Below are 17,548 nucleotides of genomic sequence, written 5' to 3' on the forward strand. Positions count from 1 at the left end.
GCCACCGCCGTGGCTACGGCACTTGGCCGGGTTCTTGTGCTTCCAGCAGGGATGCGCTGCGGCGACGATCGACTGACTGCTTGCCTGCTGCACCGTGGTCCCGGTCGTAACGGGCTGGGCTGCCGCTGCCGTCGCCGCGGGGGCGACGAGCGCCGTAGATGCCACGGCACCTGCTGCGAGGAGCTTATGGATCTTGTTCATGACCAGTTCACCTCGTGCTGTTCTCGGGGTTCCCGGGGCACCTGACGGCCCCTCAGCTCCCGACGCTAGGCCGGGGCTCCGCGCAGGTGGATCTCAGCGAGGCAAAAGTCTGGTTGGCGATGATTACCCGGCAGCACGGAGTCATCCGCGTCAGGAAGCGCCTGACTACAGATCGCGACAGTCGTTAAGAAGGACGTTGATCGCCACCAAAGCGGCCCCAAACCACAGGCGTGAACGGTCGGCGGAACGTCACGCCCGCGATCGCGATGTATCGGCTCTCCACGCGGGCCCGGTAAACCTCGCAGCCCCGCCCGTCGCTGGCCTCGCCCGGCCAGGTGATAGCCGGGTAGAGCATGCGTTCAGCCGCCCTTGCGGTGTTGTGACCCAAGCCACTCCGGCCGATGGGGTGGCCGGGCCGCGCTCGTCGCGTCTCGTACCGGCGTTCGCGGCGCAAGCACGCGCGGCGCGCACGGCGGACGCCCGGAGTGTCCGCGGAGACACATGCCGTGCGGACCTCACGAGGCGATCCTCGTCACCTGCCCGTACGCGAACGCACCGGCCGCCTCGCTCCCTTCAGCACGTGGCCGGCCGCGACCGCGACGAGCGCGACGGGTGCCGCCCAGGCCCACCGTCGGGTCGGCGTCGCGAGGGCGGGCCGGCCGTCACGCCCGGCTCTGGTTCATGGCGTTTCGGGTCGTGTAACGTCGTTTCCAGTTTGCCGCGAAAGGGTCGCCGCCCGTCTGGAAGGGACGTACATGGGGCCTCATCCGCACGGCTGGTGGATCGTCCTTCACCTGGTGCTGTTCGTCTTCTGGCTGGGCGGCGACCTGGGGGTGTTCTACTCCAGCAGGCACGTCCTCGATCCCGCCGCCACCCCGCAGGCGCGCGCCACCGCGTTGCGGATCATGAGCGGGCTCGATCTCGGGCCGAAGGTGTGCCTGGTGCTCTTCCTGCCCAGCGGGGTCACGCTGGCGGCGCTGGAGCCGCACGGGGCGGAGCTGTTCGGCGTACCGCTGTTCCCGCTCTGGTCGGTGCTGCTGGTGTGGGCGTTCGCGCTGGGCTGGCTGGCGCTGACGGTGGCCGACCACCGCACGCACGGCCGTTTCCCGCTGGTACGGCGGGCCGACTGGGCGATCCGGCTGGCGCTGGTCGCCGCGATCGCCTGCGCGGCGGCCTACACGCTCGTCGCCGAGCGCCCGTTCGGCGTCGAGACCGATCCCCGCTGGCTGGGCGCCAAGCTGGCGCTGTACGCCCTGGCGATCGCGGCGGGGCTGGGCATCAGGCTCAGGCTGCGCGCGTTCGGGCCGGCCTTCGGCACGCTGACCGCGACGGGCTCCACACCGCAGGTGGAGCGCGCGCTGCGCGGCTCGGTGGACGGCTGCCTGCCGTTCGTCTGGACGATCTGGGCCAGCGTGCTGGCCGCCGCCGTGCTGGGCGTGCTCAAACCGGGCGCGACGTGGTGACCCCGGCTACGCGTGGTGGCCGAGCCGGGCGGACAGGCGGGCCGTCGTCTCCAGGAGCGCCCGCGCGGCCTCCTGGAGGTGGGGCTTGAAGCGGGTGGCCGGGCCGGAGACGCTCACGGCCGCGATCACCAGGCCGTCGTGGTCGAAGATCGGGGCGGCGACGGACGCGGCGCCGTCCTGGCGCTCGCCGAGCGAGGTGGCGTAACCGCGGCGCCTGACGGACGCGAGTTCGGCGCGCAGCTTCTCGGGGTCGGTGATGGTCTTCGGGGTGAGGGCGTCGAGCTTGTGCCGGACCAGGTAGCCGTCGACCTCCTCGGCGCGCAGGAAGGCGAGGATCGCCTTGGAGGCGCTGCCCGCGTGCAGCGGGTAGGGGATGCCGAGCGAGACCTCCATGCGCAGTTCCTGCGCGGGCACGACCTGGTCGACGTAGAGGCGGGTGTCGCCGCGCCGTACGGACAGGGCGGCGGTCTCCTCCGTGCGCAGCGACAGGCGGCTCAGCTCGGGACCGGCCATGGCGCGCAGGTCGGTGCGGGCCATGTACGCGCGGCCGAGCGCGATGGCGGCGTGCCCCAGGGAGTAGCGCCGGGTGGCCGGGTCGAGCGCGATGAGCTCGCGGCTGCGCAGCGCCGTGAGGATGCGGTGCACGGCCGCCTTGGTCAGGTCGAGCTCGGTGGCGATCTCGGTGACGCCCAGGTCGGGGCGGTTGCTGCGGCCGAACAGCAGCAGGACGTCCATCGCCCGCTCCACCGAGGCGATGGACCTGCTCTGATTCTCGGTCTCGACTTGAGCGCTCACACGCACAGTCTATTTCCGTGAGGGAAACGCGGTCACGTTGACACAAAAGATGGAGGTCGTTACCTTCAGCGTTACAGCGTTTCCCATATTGAAACGACTCGTTCGGAACGGCGAGGGGCAGTGGCGTAGACGGCGTCCCCCGTGCCGTACGAGATCCTCGAAGACCTCGCGCCCGGCCGGGACGGACAGGTCCAGCGAGACGGACTTCTTGTTGCGGTTGAAGGTCTCGAAGAACAGCGAGTCCTCCTCGTCGGCGTACGGGGGGACGTAACGCCCGACGTCGCCGCCCACCCGAGGGTCCTCGATCTTGATGACCTCGGCTCCGAGGTCGGCCAGGTGCACGCTGCCGAACGGCCCGGCGCCGTACTGCTCCAGGCTGACGACTCTGACGTCCTCCAGCGCTCTCATAACCTTCCGATCAGCTCGATGATGCGGGCCTGGTCGCGGCGGATCTCCTCCGGCGGGTTGCCGTGCACGGCGGGGGTGAGCTTGACGGTGTCGGCCGGCCCCTCGTACCGTGCCAGCCGCTCGGCCACCTGGTCGGGCGGCCCGGCCAGGACCAGCGGGTCGATCATGTGGCCGGGCACGTCCGGGCGGCGTCCGGCGCGGAAGGCGGTGACGGCGGCGGCGTGCTCGGCGGCCAGGTCGTGGAAGGCGAAGAAGTCCCGGTAGGTGGCGACGCTCGCGTAGAAGGCGAGCGTCCCGACCGCCCGGCGGCGGGCCGCCTCGGGGTCGCGGTCGATCGAGCAGCAGGCGGAGACCACCACGTCGAACCGTTCGCGCGGGCGTCCCGCCAGCCCGGCCGACAGGTTCGGCAGGACGTGCTCGCGCAGGTAGCCGGGCGAGCACAGCTCGTGGGAGAGCCAGCCGTCGCCGATGCGCCCGGCCAGCCTGGTGAGCTGCGGCCCGACGGCGGCCAGGTAGATGGGGATGCTGGTGCGGACCGGCGGGTGGGGCCGCCGCCAGCCGCGCGCGTCGAGCCGGCGGCACGTCCCCTCGTAATGGAGCGGTTGCCCGGCGACGATCGCCCTGATCACCTCGACGGTCTCGCGCAGCCGGGTGAGCGGCCGGTCCCACGGGACGTCGTGCCAGCGCTCGTTGAGCCGGCGGGTGCCGGTGCCCAGGCCGAGCACGAACCGGCCGCCGGTCAACTCGTCCAGGTCGAGCGCCTCCAGCGCGGTGGTCATGGGGCTGCGGGTGAAGGCGAGCCGGACGGCGGTGCCGACGCCGGCCCGCGACAGCGTCCCCGCCACGGCTGCGGCGCTGACGGTGGCGCTGCGGTGCAGTTCGGGCACCCAGATCACCTCGGCGCCCGCGTCCTCGGCCGCGCGGGCGGCGGCGGCCAGCTCCTGCAGCGTCTGCCCCCACGGGCCGTAGGTGATCCTCATGACGCGGGCCGGCCGAGCCGGTCGAGCACCGCCTGTTCCTGCCACACCTCGCCGTACTTGGCCTGGATGTCGTACAGGGCGGCCTCGTGCGGGCCGGGCGAGCGGTCGCCGACGGCCTGCCGCACGACGATCGGCACGAACCCGTGCTGGACGGCGTCCACCGCGCTGGCCCGGACGCATCCGCTGGTGGAGACCCCCGTGATGACGAGGGTGTCCACGCGCAGCGCGGTGAGCGTGGCGGCGAGCGCGGTGCCGAAGAACGCGCTGGCGTACTGCTTGACGACGACGATCTCCCCGTCGGACGGGGCGACCTCGGGCATGAGCGCTCCGAGCGGGCCGTGCAGCGAGCGCAGGGGCGTCGCCTTGCGGTAGAACAGGCCGCCGTCGAGACCGCCGGGCTCGTGCGCCACCCGGGTGTGCAGGACCGGGATCGCGGCCCGGCGGGCCGCCGACAGGAGCCGCGCGGCCGAGCGCAGGCAGTCGCGGGAGCCCACGTACAGGGCGGCGCCGGGCTCGAAGTAGGCCCGCATCAGGTCGACGAGGAGCAGCGCGGGCCGCTCGCCGAAGGGCAGCACGCCGTCGAAGGGGTCCATTCAGATGACGCCCTTCTCGCGCAGCCCGGCCAGTTCCGCCCCGGTCAGGCCGAGCAGCCCGCCGTAGACCTCGTCGTTGTGCCGGCCGAGTTCGGGGCCGGGGGTGCGTACCGCGCCGGGCGTGGCCGAGAGCTTCGGCACGACGTTCTGCATGGCCAGCTCGCCGAACTCCGGATGCGGCACGCGCACGATGGCCTCGCGGGCGGCGAAGTGCGGGTCGGCGAACATGTCGGCGGCCGTGTAGATGCGCCCGGCCGGTACGCCGCCCTCGTGCAGCGTCCGGAGCAGTTCCTCGGCGGGCAGGGTGGCCGTCCAGGCGGCGACGAGGCCGTCCAGCTCCGCCATGTGCTCGCCGCGCGCGCCGTGCGTGGCGAAGCGCGGGTCGGCGGCCAGTCCGGGGGCGCCCATCACGCGTGCCAGCCGGGCGAAGACGCTGTCCTGGTTGGCGGCGATGAGCACGGACTCGCCGTCCGCCGTGGGGTAGACGTTGCTGGGTGACACGTTCGGCAGCACGGGGCCGGTGCGTTCGCGCTGGTAGGCGGCCTGCTGCCATTCGGGCAGCAGCGACTCCATCATGGCCAGGACGGCCTCGTAGATGGCCGAGTCCACGACCTGCCCCTTGCCGCTGCGCTCGCGCTGGTGCAGCGCGACCAGGGTGCCGACGCAGGCGTGGGTGGCCGCCAGGGAGTCGCCGAGCGAGATCCCGGCGCGGGACGGCGGCCGGTCGGGGTCGCCGGTGACGTGGCGGATGCCGCCCATCGCCTCGCCGATGGAGCCGTATCCGGCGCGCGGCGCGTACGGTCCGGTCTGGCCGAACCCGGTGACCCGGGTGATCACCAGCCAGGGGTTGATCGCGTGCAGTTCCGCGGGGGACATGCCCCAGCGCTCCAGGGTGCCGGGACGGAAGTTCTCCAGCAGCACGTCCGCCTCGGCCACGAGCCGTTTGACCAGGTCCTGCCCTTCGGGCGTGCGCAGGTCGCAGGTGACCGACTTCTTGTTACGCGCCACGACCGGCCACCACAGCGAGCGTCCGTGCGGCTTCTCCCTGCCCCACTGACGCATCGGGTCGCCTCGCCCCGGGTCCTCGACCTTGATGACCTCGGCGCCGAAGTCGCCGAGCAGTTGCCCGCAGAACGGGCCGGCCAGGAGCTGACCGAGTTCGACGACGCGGATGTCGTCCAGGGGCAGGTCGTACCGGGGCATGGGGTTCCTACTCGGGCGAGGGACTACTGCCCGTTCATTTTGAAACAGCTTTTCCCATAATGGAACACCCTGAAAGATCCCTCACCGTCGCCGCCGGTCAGAGCACTTGAGGCCACCGGCGCGCGCGTGGTGTCGGTCAGCTCCAACCCGCACCGCCGCTCGCCCGTCGTCTTCGACGACACCCACTTCACCCGCCGCCCGTACGAGCCGTGGTCGGCCTACGACCTCACGGCGGCGTCCGGCTGCCCCCGCCCGCTGAACAGTTGCACTGTGTCCAATACATTTGTATAGACTCTTGAACGTGCGACCAATCAGTGAAGAGGATCTGACGACCCGCGCCCGCATCCGCGACGCCGCCCTCGGGCTGTTCGCCGAGCAGGGGGTCAAGGCCACCACGATCCGCGGCATCGCCGAGGCTGCCAAGGTCTCTCCCGGCCTGGTGCAGCACCACTTCGGCAGCAAGGAAGCGCTGCGGCGCTCCTGCGACGAGTACGTCCTGGCCTACCTGCGCGACCAGGTCAACGCGGGCATCACCGAGCACAACCTGGAGAAACCGGAGTTCATCGAGAGCGTGCACCGCACCGCGCCGCCCCTGATGAAATACCTCGGCCGCGCCCTCGTGGAGGGCTCCCCCGCCGCCGCCACGATGTTCGACGACCTCGTCCGCCTCACCGAGGAGCACCTCGCGAGCGACGAGCCGGGCTCGGACGACGACCACCGCGCCCGCGCGGCGGTGCTGACGGCGATGAAGCTCGGCATCACGGTGCTGCACGAGCACGTCTCCCGCGCTCTCGGCACCGACATGTACGCCCAGCAGGGCGCGCTGCGCGTCAGCAAGGCGCAGCTCGACCTGATCCGACCGGAGTTCCTCGGCCGCGACCTGTTCGAACAGGCACGGACGGGCCTGGAGAAGTACGAAGGACAGCGATGAACGCCGCAGTGCACGCCGACGGCCTGGTCAAGACCTTCGGCCAGGCCAGGGCCCTCGACGGGCTCGATCTCACCGTCAGGACGGGCGAGGTGCACGGCTTCCTCGGCCCCAACGGCGCGGGAAAGACCACCACGATCCGCATCCTGCTGGGCCAGATGCGCGCCGACGGCGGGCAGGTCGCGTTACTCGGCGGCGACCCGTGGCACGACGCCACCGAGCTGCACCGCCGCCTCGCCTACGTGCCCGGCGACGTCACCCTGTGGCCGTCGCTGACCGGCGGCGAGGTCATCGGCCTGCTGGGCCGGGTACGCGGCGGCCTCGACCCGCGACGCCGCGCCGACCTGCTCGACCGCTTCGAGCTCGACCCGCGCAAGCGGTGCCGCACCTACTCCAAGGGCAACCGGCAGAAGGTGGCGCTGGTGTCCGCGTTCGCCTCCGACGTGGAGCTGCTGGTGCTGGACGAGCCCACCTCGGGCCTCGACCCGCTGATGGAGGCCGTCTTCAACCAGTGCGTGCTGGAGGAGAAGCGCCGCGGCCGGACGGTGCTGCTGTCCAGCCACATCCTGTCGGAGGTGGAGACGCTGTGCGACCGCGTCAGCATCATCCGCGCCGGCCGCACCGTCGAGTCCGGCAGCCTGGCCGAGCTGCGCCACCTCACCCGCACCTCGGTGCGCGCCGAGCTGGCCGGGCCCGCGCCCGGCCTGGCCGCGCTGCCCGGCGTGCACGACCTCACCGTCGAGGGCACCCGCCTGCACTGCCAGGTGGACGGCGACGCGCTCACCCCGGTGCTCGCCGAGCTGGCCGCGGCGGGCGTGCGCACGCTGACCACCCAGCCGCCCACGCTGGAGGAGCTGTTCCTGCGGCACTACGCGGGCGCGGCCCGATGACCGGCACCTGGGCGCTGATCCGGCTCATCCTGCGCAGGGACCGCGTGCTGCTGCCGGTGTGGATCGCCGGCACCGCGCTGCTGCCGTCCAGCATCGCCTCCGCCACCCTCGACCTGTACGCCGACCAGGCCGCCCGCGACTCCTTCGCGGCGCTGTCGATGAGCAACCCCGCGCAGCTCGCCACGCGCGGCGCGATCTACTCCGCCGGCGTGGGCGGCCTGACCGCCTGGACGCTCGGCTCGTCCCTGACCCTGATCGGCGGCCTGGTCAGCATCCTGCTGGTGATCAGGCACACCCGCGCCGAGGAGGAGACCGGGCGGCGCGAGCTGCTGTCGTCGGGCGTCGTCGGCCGGCACGCCCCGCTGGCCGCCGCGCTCGTCGTCGTGCTGGGCGGCAACCTGCTGCTGGGCCTGCTGTCGGTGCCCGGCCTGAGCGCCGCCGGCCTGCCCGCGGGCTCCTCGCTGCTGTTCGGGCTGTCCATCGCAGGGGGCGGCTGGGCGCTCGCGGCCGTGGCCGCGCTCGCCGCGCAGCTCAGCGCGTCGTCCGGCACGGCACGCGGTCTCGCCGTCTCCGCCGGGGCGCTGCTCTTCGCGCTGCGCGCGCTGGCCGACGCCGGTGGCGTCGCCTGGGCGGCGTGGCTGACGCCGTTCGGCTGGGTCCGGCTGACCAGGCCGTACGCGGGCGACCGGTGGTGGGTGCTGGGGCTGCTCGTGGCGTTCGCCGCCGTCCTGTCGGCCGCCGCGTTCCTGCTGTCCACCCGGCGCGACGTGGCCGGCGGCCTGCTGCCCGCCCGGCTCGGGCCCGCCTCCGGAGGCCCGGCGGGCGTGCTCGGGCTGGCCGGGCGGCTGCACCGGGGCCCGCTGGCGGGCTTCGCCGTCGGCTTCGGCCTGCTGGGGGCGCTGCTCGGGGTGGCCGCGCGCGGGCTCGACGCCCAGCTCGACACGCCGCAGTTCCGGGAGCTGGCCGCGACCGTCGGCGGCGCCGGCGCCCATATCTCCGACGTGTTCTTCACGTTCATGATGTACGTGCTCAGCCAGCTCGTGGCCGGGGCCGCGCTGGTGTCGGCCGTCCGCGCCCGCACCGAGGAGGCGGCCGGCCGGGCCGACCTGCTGCTGTCCACCCCGATCGGCCGGCTGCGCTGGGCGGCGAGCCACCTGGTGTTCGCCGCCCTGGGCCCGGCGCTGCTGCTGGCCGTGCTGGGCGGGGCGGCGGGGCTCGCCTACGGCGACCCGGTCCGCGTCACCGCCGCCACCCTCGCCTACCTGCCGGCGGTGTGGACCGTGGTCGGGATCGCGACGCTGCTGTGCGGCGCGCTGCCCCGGCCGGCGACGGCGGTGAGCTGGACCGCGCTCGGCCTGTTCCTGGTCATCGACCTGCTGGCGGAGTTCCGGCTGGCCGAGGGGGTCGTCCTGGAGTTGTCGCCGTTCGTGCACGTCCCGGCGCTGCTGCTGGGCGGGGACGCGTCTCCGGTGGTGCCGCTGCTGGTGCTGACCGCGCTGGCCGGCGGGCTGGCGGCGGCGGGGCTGGCGTTGCTGCGCCGCCGCGACCTGGCCCCGTCCACCTGACCGTCGAAGCCTGACCGGCCGAAACCTGAGCATCCGTGACCCGGCCGGGGCGTGCGCGCCGCCCCGGCCGGGTCGTCCCTGACTAGCCTTGGTCCATGGTGCACTTCGCAGTCGGCCTGCCCAACGTCGGCGAGTTCGGCGACCCCGTCCTCCTGACCGAGCTCGCCGTCGCCGCCGAGGAGCACGGCTGGGACGGCGTCTACCTCTGGGACCATCTGCTCTACCACGACCGCTCCTGGCCGGTGGCGAGCCCCGTCGTGACCCTGTCGGCCATCGCGGCCCGCACGAGCCGCGTCCGGCTGGGCATCCTCATGACGGCGCTGCCCCGGCGGCGCGTCCAGATCGTCGCCAAGGAGAGCGCCGCCCTCGACCGGCTCTCCGGCGGGCGGCTCGTGTTCGGCGCGGGCCTCGGGTCCATGGACGCCGAGTACGCCGACTTCGGCGAGGACCCCGACCTGAAAGCCCGCGCCGCCCGGCTCGACGACGGCCTGCGCGACCTGACGCGGCTGTGGGCGGAGCTGCCGCCACCGCCCGTCCAGCGACCGCGGATCCCGATCTGGTGCCCGGGACGGTGGCCCACCCGCGCCGGATTCCGCCGGGCCGCCCGCTGGGACGGCGCGATGCCCACCTTCCACGACTACGGCCACGGCCGGCCCGTCCCCCCGGAGGAGTTCGCACGGGTCACCGGCTACCTGGCCGAGCAGCGCGGCTCGCTGGACGGCTTCGACGTCGCGCTGGAGGGCCGCGCCGCCGACGGCCACATCGACGCCTACGCGGCGGCCGGCATGACGTGGTGGGTCGAGGCGATGGGCTGGTGGCGCGGCGGCATCGCGGACGCCCGCGCCACGATCGCCGCAGGACCACCCCGCTGACCTGGCATTAACGGCATAACGGGCCACCTTCCGACCGATTCTGGCGTGGCGCGCCCGCCGGGCACCGTACCGGCTATAAGGTCCGACGCGGGCCGCTCACGAGAGGGACGTCGATGCTCGACCAGGAAGCAACCACCGGCGCGCCGCAGGCCGCCGCGCAGACCCTCGACCTCGATCTCGCCGCCGCCGGCGTCGCCGGGGTCACGATCGTCTGGGCCGACAACAACGGCATCCCGCGCTCGCGCACCGTGCCCGTCGACCAGTTCGGCGCCGCCGCCGCGCGCGGGGTCGGCGTGACGCCGCTGTTCGCCGTCTTCGACTCGCACGACACCATCACCTTCGACCATCCCCCGCTCGCCACCCCCTCGGGCGACATCCGCCTGGTCCCCGTCACCGACCGGCTCGTCCATCTGGCCGGGCAGCCCTCCTTCGCGTGGGTCCCCGGCCGCCAGGTCGCCGCCGACGGCTCCCCGTGGCCCTACGACCAGCGCGGCGCCCTCGAACGCCAGGTCGCCCGAGCCGCCGCCCTCGGCCTGGAACTGCGCGCCGGGTACGAGATCGAGTTCCACCTCAGCGCCGCCGGCGACGACGCCCCCGACCCGCGCCCCGTCTACGCGGGCCCCTCCTACGGCCCCACCAAGCTGCTCGCCGTGGACGCCTTCTCCGGGCAACTGCTGCGTGACCTGCACCGCAACGGCGTGCCCGTCGGCCAGTTCCACGGCGAGTACGGCCCCGGCCAGTACGAGCTCAACATCGCCCCCGCCGACCCCGTCACCGCCGCCGACCGGCAGCTCCTCACCCGGCAGACCATCCACGCCGCCGCCCGCGCCCACGGGCTGCGCGCCAGCTTCGCCCCGCTCGTCACCCCCGGCCACGTCGGCAACGGCTGGCACCTGCACACCTCGATCGCCCGCGACGGCGAGCACCTGCTGTCCGGCGGCGACGGCCCCGCCGGGCTCACCGCCGACGGCGCCGCCTACATCGCCGGTCTCCTGCGCGACCTGCCCGCGATCGTCGCCGTCACCGCGCCGAGCCTGTCCTCGTTGCAGCGGCTGCGGCCCGGGTACTGGTCCGGCGCCTACACCTGCTGGGGCGTGGAGAACCGGGAGGCCGCGCTGCGGCTCGTCCCGTCGACCGCCCTGCTCGGTCCGGCGCACGCCAACGTCGAGCTCAAGCCGTCCGACGCCGCCGCCAACCCCTACCTCGCGCTCGCCGTCGTCATCGCCGCCGGGCTGGCCGGCATCGAGGACGGTCTCACCCTGCCCGATCCCGTGCAGGAGGACCCCGGCACCTGGAACGATCTGCGGCGCGCCGAGCACGGCGTGCACCGGCTGCCCACCACCGTCCAGCAGCAGCTCACCGCTCTGCTCGACAACCCGCGCGTCCGGGCCGCGCTCGGCGAGGAGCTCACCGACGCCTTCCGCGCGGTGCGCGCCTCCGACGCCGCCCGCGCCGCCGACCTCGACCCCGCGGACGTGGTCCGCTCCTACCGCTGGCTCTACTGACCGGCGCGGCGGCTACGGCTTGCGCCCCACCCCGCACACCGCGCTGACCACGTCCGAAGCGGCCGGCTGCGGCCCGGCCGGCCGCCACGACGGCGTCGGGACCACGCCCGGCGGCACCAGGTCCAGCCCGTCGAAGAAGCCGGCCACCTGGTCAGGACTGCGCAGCGTGTACGGGAAGGCGGCCCGCTCGTTGTAGAAGGTCACCGCCTCCACCAGCGCCGGGTTGGCGTCGACCCCGTCCGACAGCACCAGATGGCTGCCGGACGGCAGCGCCGCCACGTACCGGCGGACCAGCCCGGCGGCCACGTCGTGCCGGGGCACCTGCCCGGCGATGCTCAGCATGATCAGGCCGACCGGCTCGGACAGGTCCAGCGTCGCGGCGGCGCCGTCCAGGATCGCGGCCGGGTCGCGCACGTCGGCGTGGAGGTAGGCGGTCTCGCCCGGCGCGGAGCCGGCCAGCAGGGTCCGCGCGTGCGCCAGCACCAGCGGATCGTTGTCGACGTAGACCACCCGGCACCCGGGGGCCAGCCGCCGCGCCACCTCGTGGGTGTTGTCGGCGGCGGGCAGCCCGGCCCCGATGTCCAGGAACTGACGGACACCGGTCTCGGTGACCAGATGGCTCACCGCCCGGCGCAGGAACTCCCGCTGGATCCCGGCCACCCGCGCGAAGTCGGGGAACGTGCGCAGCAGGTGGTCGCCGGCCGCGCGGTCCACGGGGTAGTTCTCGGCGCCGCCGAGCAGGTAGTTCCAGACGCGGGCCGAGTGGGGTCTCGTGTCGTCGATGCGGGATTCGGCGTCCATGGGGGCGGCCGTCCTCTCTCGTCGATCATGGGACAGGCCCTGGAATGTACCCCCGAAACGTCCGCACCTCCAGGGCCCGGCGCCGGGACGGATATGCCGGACGGCAGATGCCCCCGCGCCGGGGCCCCGGCGAGACTCGCGGCATGAGAATCCTCGGTGCGGCCATGGCGGCACTCGCCCTGACCGCCTCCCTCCAGAGCCCGGCCACCGCCACGTCCCGGCCCGCCGCCCTGAAGTGGACGGCCTGCGGCGACGGCATGGAGTGCGCGAAACTCACCGTGCCGATCGACTGGAACCGGCCCGGCGGCCCCACGACCCAGGTCGACACCGCGCGGCTGCCCGCCCGCGACCCCGCCCGCAAGCTCGGCTCGCTCGTCGTCAACACCGGCGGCGGCGCCACCATCCAGCCGGTCCGCGCGATGCCCGCCGTCGTGCGGGAGCTGACCACCTGGTTCGACGTGATCCTCATCGATCCGCGCGGCCTCGGCGACAAGGGCAGCCAGGCGCTCGTGGAGTGCCCGATCCCGCAGCCGAGGATCGACGGCCTGGTGCTGCAGCCCGGCGCGGATGGCTGGCGGGCGCACGCCAAGGCCAACGCCGCCTACGACGCCTCCTGCCGGAAGGCCATGGGAGCCGCCTACCAGGGCCTGACCTCCTGGCAGGTGGCCCACGACCTCGAGGCGCTGCGCCGCGCGCTCGGCGAGCCAAAGCTGCGCTACTTCGGCAACTCCTACGGCACCGTGTACGGCCAGGCCTATATGGAGCTGTTCCCCGGCAAGGTCGGCCGCATGGTGCTCGACGGCATGCCCGACCACAGCCGGCCGTCGCTCGAACACTGGCTGGGAGCCTACGCCCGTACGCAGGAGCAGCAGCTCGAACGCTTCCGCGACTGGTGCGCGGCCGGCTGCGCGCTCGGCGACGCCGACGCGATCGAGGTGTTCGACGACCTGCTCGCCCGCGTACGCCGGGCCCCGCTGCCCGCGGGCGAGCGGACGCTCGGCGAGCGGGAGTTCCTCGTCGCGGTCACCGAGGGGCTCACCCCGCCCGCCTGGCCGCGGCTGGCCGCCGCGCTGCGCCGGGCCGCCGACGGCGACGCGACGGACCTGGCGAAGCTGCGTCCCCTCCCACCCGAGAAGCCCGGATACCCTCATGGCGCGATGCTCTGTCACGACTTCATGCCCGAGACGCCCGGTTACCGCGAGTTCCTGGCCGTCGAGTCGCGGCTGCGCGCGCTCGCGCCGCGGATCGGCTGGGTCCAGGGCCGCTACCAGGTGGCCCGCTGCGTGGGCATGGGCAAGGATCCCGCCTACCCGCCGCATCCGGTGCGCGTCAAGGGCGTGCCGCCCGTGCTGATCGTGATCGGCGACACCGACATCACCACGCCCCACCTGGGGGCCGAGCACCTGGCCGGGCAGATCCCGGGGGCGCGGGTGGTCCAGCACGGCGACGGGCACGCGGCGTACCTCATGCAGGGGGTGGCCGGGCTGAATGACACCTGTCTGCGCCGTCACGTCCACGACTACCTGACGGCCGGGACGTTGCCCCCGCCCGGGGCGCGCTGCCCCGGTGACCTCGTGGCCAGGATCCCCCGCGGGTGACCGGCGCATGATCACCACGTGGCGCGCCCGTCCCGTCCTGGTGCGGGACGGCGCGCTGGCGGTGCTCGCGGCGCTGGTGATCGTGGGCTACCCGCTGCTGGGCCCGGCCGCGGACACGGCCCGCGCGGCACCGTCGCTGCTGTGGGTGGCGCTGGTCTGCGCGGCGTGCGCGCCGCTCACCCTGCGCCGCAGGCTCCCGATGACGGCCGCGCTCGCCTCGTGCGCGGCCGTCCTGCTCGCCAAGCTGCTCGACCAGCCGGAGACCGGGACGTGGGTGACGGTGGCGGCGTTCGCGTCGGCCGCCTACCACGCCGGGCGGCGGCGCTGGCCGCCGACGGTGGCCGTGGTCTGCTGGCTGCTGGTGCTCGACCTCGTGCAACTCGGCAGCCTGGCGCAGCCGACCGGCCTGATCACGTCGGTGACGTCCGGGCTGGCGCCGGTGGCGTTCGGCCACGTCCTGCGCCTGCGGCACGACCACGCCGAGCAGGCCGCGCTGCTGCGGCTGGCGCAGGAGCGGGCCAGGATCGCGCGGGAGGTGCACGACGTGGTGGGCCACCATCTCAGCGCCATCCGGCTGCAGGCCGTGGGCGCGCGGCGGGCCACGGCCGCCGACGCCGGCCAGGCGCTGACGGTGATCGCCGAGATCTCCGCGACCGCGCTCGCCGAGACCCGGCGGCTGCTCGGGCTGCTGCGCGACGACCCTCCCGCCGACGGCGACGCCGACCTGCGCGCGCTGGTCGCGCGGCTGTCCCACCAGGGGCTGCGGGTGCGGCTGGACGGCGCCCCACCGGGCGAGGACGTGCCGCCGCAGGTCAGGTACGCGGTGTACCGGATCGTCCAGGAGTCGCTGACCAACGTCATGCGGCACTCGGGCGTGCGCCGCGCCGCGGTGCGGATCGGCCGCGCCGACGGGGCGCTGACCGCCGCCGTGGAGGACGACGGACACGCCGTCCCCGGCCAGGACGTCCCGGGTGAGAGCGGCGGCCTGCGGGGCATGCGGGACCGGGTGACCTCGCTCGGCGGCACGTTCAGCGCCGGTCCGCGCAGCCCGCACGGCTGGCGGGTCAGCGTGCGCATCCCCGTCGGCTGCCAGAAGGCGGAGCGTCCGGACGCCTCAGGAGACCTGTCATGAGCATTCGCGTGATCGTCGCCGACGACCAGGCGCCCACCCGGGAGGGCCTGCGGCTGCTGCTGTCGTCGGAGCCGGATCTCGAGGTGGTGGCGGCGGCCTGTGACGGCTACGAGGTGGTCGAGATGGCGCGCCGGCACCGGCCGGACGTCGTCCTCACCGACATCCGCATGCCGCGCATGGACGGCCTGTCCGCGATCCGCGGCCTGCTGGCCCTCGTCCCGCCGCCCGCGGTCGTCGCGCTGACCACGTTCAACCTGGACGAGTACCTCTTCGGCGCGCTCCAGGCGGGCGCGGTCGGGTTCCTGCTGAAGGAGAGCGACCCGGACCTGATCATCGACGCGGTCCGGGTCGCCCACGACGGGCAGGGCCTGGTGGACCCCCAGGTGACCCCCCGTCTGCTGCGGCACTTCGCCGCCACCTCGCCCCGCCCGCCCACCAGCGAACTGGCCGCCCTGACGCCGCGCGAGACCGACGTCCTGCGCCACCTGGCGGCCGGCAGCAGCAACGCCGAGATCGCCGGGGCGCTGGTCATCGCGCCCGGCACGGTCAAGGTGCACATCGAGCGCATCCTTTCCAAGCTCGGGCTGCGCACCCGCGTCCAGGCCGCCGTCTACGCGCACCGGCACGGGCTGGTCACCTGGGCCGACCCGCCCTGACCCGGCCGGGAGAGGGCCGGGAAAACACGGCGGCGCCCACCGCGTGGTGGGCGCCGGTGTGCCACGCGCGCTACCTCAGCCAGCCCGTCCGCCGCACGACGGGCAGGTTGCCGAGCCCGAGGGTGCTGCCCGCTCCGGTGAGGGCGAGGCCGGTGATGACGATCGCGTAGATCAGGTGCTCGTCCATGAACGGGTTGGTGTCCAGGGGCAGGGCCGCCGCCCACATGAGGAGCATGAGCAGCGAGCCGGTGGCGGCGGCGATCCGGGTGCCGACGCCCAGGACCAGCGCGAGCCCGATGCCGAGCAGGCCGGTCATGAACAGCCAGTCCACCCACGGCTGCCCGGCCAGGGCCGAGAACAGGCCGCCGAGCGCGTTCTCGCCGGTGCCCTTGAGGAAGCCGGTGGTGGGGCTGCCCCCGGCGGTCCAGGCCCGCTCCGCCGGAGTGGCGAAACCGAGGCCGAAGGTCTTGTCCAGGAACGCCCACAGGAAGATCCAGCCGATCGCGATCCGGGCGAGCGCCCAGACGTAGTCGGCCGGACGCCGGACGACCGCGGTGCCGCCGTGGGTCCGCACGACGGGCCGGTTGACGGTGGTTGCCATGGCGAGCCTGCCTTTCGCTGGGGGTGCGTCCTTGTTGCCGCACTCCAAGCACATCGCGAGAGGGCACCTGCCCGGCAGTGCCGTACGGCCCGCGCCGCCGGGACCTTCGTCCCACCCGCCGACGAGGAGGTCGGCCGCGCGGTGGCGTCACCCGGCCTGCGGTGAGGTTCGCCGAGCCAGGAACGGATCCGGGCCGGGCTCTTCCGGACGGCCGCTGACCTGCGTCCCTTCTAGCAGACGCCGGACCTCGAAACCCGCCGAACGCTACTAACCGGACTATCCCCGTGAAACAGGCGGGAACCGGCCGAGGTTGCACGACGTCCAACCAGAGCCGGCGTTCGCGCCAGGCACCCGCGTCACACATGTGGCGGTGCCGGCGCCGTAATTCGACCTGACCGCCCATCGACAACGCTCGACCTGTTCGCCTCCGGGCAGAGTCCGGCCCGTTGGCCTTCGGCAGAACGACGCGAGTCCATCTACGCCCGCCACGCCATGGCGCGCCGCCACGGCGGTGGTCGCCGTGCGCCCGACGCGCCCGCGTGGCAGGGCCCTGTCCCGATCCGACCCCACCGACCTTCCGTGGAGGACCTGGTGACGCCCACGAGTCCCGGCCAGCCGTTCGAGGAACGCCCCCGCCGCGAGCGGGTCCCCAGACAACTGCTCACGATCGCGACCGTCGCCGTCCTCGCGGCAGGCGGCCTCGGAACGACCGTCACGGCCTCGGCCGCCACCCCGCCGCCGGCGGCCACCGAGACCCCGACCGAGCCACCCACCACAACCCCGACCGAGACCCCGCCCGGCACGCCGACCGAACCACCCACTGACACGCCCACCGAGTCACCCGCCCCCATCGAACTGCCGCCCATCAACCCGTGGGGCTTCGTCGGCACCATGCACGGCGAGTTCGCGGTGGCGACCGCGGACGGCTGCGGCACCGTCACCCTGCTCGCCCAGACCGGACAGGTGACCGCCCAGGCCGAGGGCTCCCTCACGGTACGCAGCCAGGACGGTTTCGAGCAGTCGTACACGCTGGCGGACTCGACCCGCCTGCCCGTGCGCCTGCGCGGCGAGGACGAGCAGGCCGAGCAGATCGAGCAGGACGCCTGGGTGTCGGTGACGGCCACCACGGACGGGCAGACGGCCACGGCCGCCTACGTCCTCGACCTGTCGCAGCCCATGAGGTCGCGCCCGCACGGCAAGAACGACTGGAAGCGTCTCAAGCAGTGGCTGACGGGCGTCCCGAAGTGGCAGACCCCGACTCCGTGCCCCACCCCGACGCAGACGGTCACGCCGCTGCCCACCGACACCCCCACCACGGCCCCGATCCCGCCGGAGACCCCGACCCAGACGCCGACGG

Annotated in this window: 18 protein-coding genes and 1 pseudogene; 11 read left to right on the forward strand and 8 right to left on the reverse strand. The window is 73.8% G+C overall.

Annotated elements, in window-relative coordinates; translation table 11 throughout:
* A partial coding sequence (locus FAF44_RS43445; RefSeq protein WP_237109253.1) for a hypothetical protein occupies positions 1 to 201 on the reverse strand: 201 nt, incomplete at its 3' end.
* A 755-nt stretch (positions 202 to 956) separates the two neighbouring features.
* On the opposite strand from FAF44_RS43445, the gene FAF44_RS43450 reads away from it, so the two are divergent.
* Positions 957 to 1,664: a hypothetical protein gene (locus FAF44_RS43450; protein WP_237109254.1), complete on the forward strand. Its 708-nt coding sequence runs from the start codon at positions 957 to 959 to the stop codon at positions 1,662 to 1,664.
* 6 nt (positions 1,665 to 1,670) lie between these two features.
* Here the strand turns inward: FAF44_RS43450 and FAF44_RS56115 are convergent, their stop codons facing one another.
* The 5 genes from FAF44_RS56115 to FAF44_RS43475 are packed head-to-tail and all read right to left on the reverse strand — an operon-like array spanning position 1,671 to position 5,643.
* Positions 1,671 to 2,459, reverse strand: a complete 789-nt coding sequence (locus FAF44_RS56115; RefSeq protein WP_237109255.1) for an IclR family transcriptional regulator — start codon at positions 2,457 to 2,459, stop codon at positions 1,671 to 1,673.
* A gap of 9 nt (positions 2,460 to 2,468) precedes the next feature.
* Entirely contained in the window at positions 2,469 to 2,867 is a 399-nt protein-coding gene (locus FAF44_RS43460) for a CoA transferase (RefSeq protein ID WP_237109256.1), read from the reverse strand.
* Positions 2,864 to 3,847 carry an LLM class flavin-dependent oxidoreductase gene (locus FAF44_RS43465; protein WP_237109257.1) on the reverse strand — a complete coding sequence of 328 codons (984 nt, stop codon included), beginning with the start codon at positions 3,845 to 3,847 and terminating at the stop codon, positions 2,864 to 2,866. The genes FAF44_RS43460 and FAF44_RS43465 overlap by 4 nt, the downstream gene beginning before the upstream one ends.
* The gene (locus FAF44_RS43470; protein ID WP_237109258.1) at positions 3,844 to 4,440 is read right to left on the reverse strand and encodes an isochorismatase family protein; all 597 of its coding nucleotides are present in this window, start codon (positions 4,438 to 4,440) and stop codon (positions 3,844 to 3,846) included. Before FAF44_RS43470 ends, FAF44_RS43465 begins: the two co-directional genes overlap by 4 nt.
* Entirely contained in the window at positions 4,441 to 5,643 is a 1,203-nt protein-coding gene (locus FAF44_RS43475; protein ID WP_237109259.1) for a CaiB/BaiF CoA-transferase family protein, read from the reverse strand.
* A 126-nt stretch (positions 5,644 to 5,769) separates the two neighbouring features.
* Between FAF44_RS43475 and FAF44_RS43480 the strand changes: the two genes are divergently transcribed.
* The 6 genes from FAF44_RS43480 (at position 5,770) to FAF44_RS43505 (ending at position 11,403) form a co-directional block, all read left to right on the forward strand.
* Positions 5,770 to 5,934, forward strand: a complete 165-nt coding sequence (locus FAF44_RS43480) for a hypothetical protein (protein WP_237109260.1) — start codon at positions 5,770 to 5,772, stop codon at positions 5,932 to 5,934.
* 10 nt (positions 5,935 to 5,944) lie between these two features.
* On the forward strand, positions 5,945 to 6,574 hold the full coding sequence (locus FAF44_RS43485; protein ID WP_237109261.1) for a TetR/AcrR family transcriptional regulator: 630 nt from the start codon (positions 5,945 to 5,947) through the stop codon (positions 6,572 to 6,574).
* Positions 6,571 to 7,461 carry an ABC transporter ATP-binding protein gene (locus FAF44_RS43490; RefSeq protein ID WP_237109262.1) on the forward strand — a complete coding sequence of 297 codons (891 nt, stop codon included), beginning with the start codon at positions 6,571 to 6,573 and terminating at the stop codon, positions 7,459 to 7,461. Before FAF44_RS43485 ends, FAF44_RS43490 begins: the two co-directional genes overlap by 4 nt.
* On the forward strand, positions 7,458 to 9,026 hold the full coding sequence (locus FAF44_RS43495; RefSeq protein WP_237109263.1) for an ABC transporter permease: 1,569 nt from the start codon (positions 7,458 to 7,460) through the stop codon (positions 9,024 to 9,026). The genes FAF44_RS43490 and FAF44_RS43495 overlap by 4 nt, the downstream gene beginning before the upstream one ends.
* Positions 9,027 to 9,121: 95 nt before the next feature.
* A complete protein-coding gene (locus FAF44_RS43500; protein WP_237109264.1) occupies positions 9,122 to 9,898 on the forward strand; it encodes an LLM class flavin-dependent oxidoreductase in 777 nt (258 codons plus the stop codon).
* Between the two features lie 113 nt (positions 9,899 to 10,011).
* Positions 10,012 to 11,403: a glutamine synthetase family protein gene (locus FAF44_RS43505; protein ID WP_237109265.1), complete on the forward strand. Its 1,392-nt coding sequence runs from the start codon at positions 10,012 to 10,014 to the stop codon at positions 11,401 to 11,403.
* Between the two features lie 12 nt (positions 11,404 to 11,415).
* Here FAF44_RS43505 and FAF44_RS43510 read toward each other — a convergent pair whose 3' ends face one another.
* Positions 11,416 to 12,204 (reverse strand): SAM-dependent methyltransferase, encoded by a 789-nt coding sequence (locus tag FAF44_RS43510; protein WP_237109266.1) that lies wholly within the window; start codon positions 12,202 to 12,204, stop codon positions 11,416 to 11,418.
* 143 nt (positions 12,205 to 12,347) lie between these two features.
* Here FAF44_RS43510 and FAF44_RS43515 point away from each other — a divergent pair, with 143 nt between their 5' ends.
* From FAF44_RS43515 to FAF44_RS43525, 3 genes are read left to right on the forward strand one after another with little or no spacing between them, the layout of a single operon-like run.
* Positions 12,348 to 13,802, forward strand: a complete 1,455-nt coding sequence (locus FAF44_RS43515; RefSeq protein WP_237109267.1) for an alpha/beta fold hydrolase — start codon at positions 12,348 to 12,350, stop codon at positions 13,800 to 13,802.
* A 7-nt stretch (positions 13,803 to 13,809) separates the two neighbouring features.
* Positions 13,810 to 14,934, forward strand: coding sequence for a sensor histidine kinase (locus tag FAF44_RS43520; RefSeq protein ID WP_237109268.1), 1,125 nt, complete (start codon positions 13,810 to 13,812; stop codon positions 14,932 to 14,934).
* Positions 14,931 to 15,590 carry a response regulator transcription factor gene (locus FAF44_RS43525; protein WP_237109269.1) on the forward strand — a complete coding sequence of 220 codons (660 nt, stop codon included), beginning with the start codon at positions 14,931 to 14,933 and terminating at the stop codon, positions 15,588 to 15,590. The genes FAF44_RS43520 and FAF44_RS43525 overlap by 4 nt, the downstream gene beginning before the upstream one ends.
* Positions 15,591 to 15,660: 70 nt before the next feature.
* Here FAF44_RS43525 and FAF44_RS43530 read toward each other — a convergent pair whose 3' ends face one another.
* Positions 15,661 to 16,191 carry a hypothetical protein gene (locus FAF44_RS43530; protein WP_237109270.1) on the reverse strand — a complete coding sequence of 177 codons (531 nt, stop codon included), beginning with the start codon at positions 16,189 to 16,191 and terminating at the stop codon, positions 15,661 to 15,663.
* A gap of 591 nt (positions 16,192 to 16,782) precedes the next feature.
* Here FAF44_RS43530 and FAF44_RS43535 point away from each other — a divergent pair.
* A pseudogene (locus tag FAF44_RS43535) lies at positions 16,783 to 17,548 on the forward strand (hypothetical protein); the annotation flags it as partial.

The organism is Nonomuraea sp. MG754425, assembly GCF_021699195.1.
In the GTDB taxonomy this organism is placed as follows: domain Bacteria; phylum Actinomycetota; class Actinomycetes; order Streptosporangiales; family Streptosporangiaceae; genus Nonomuraea.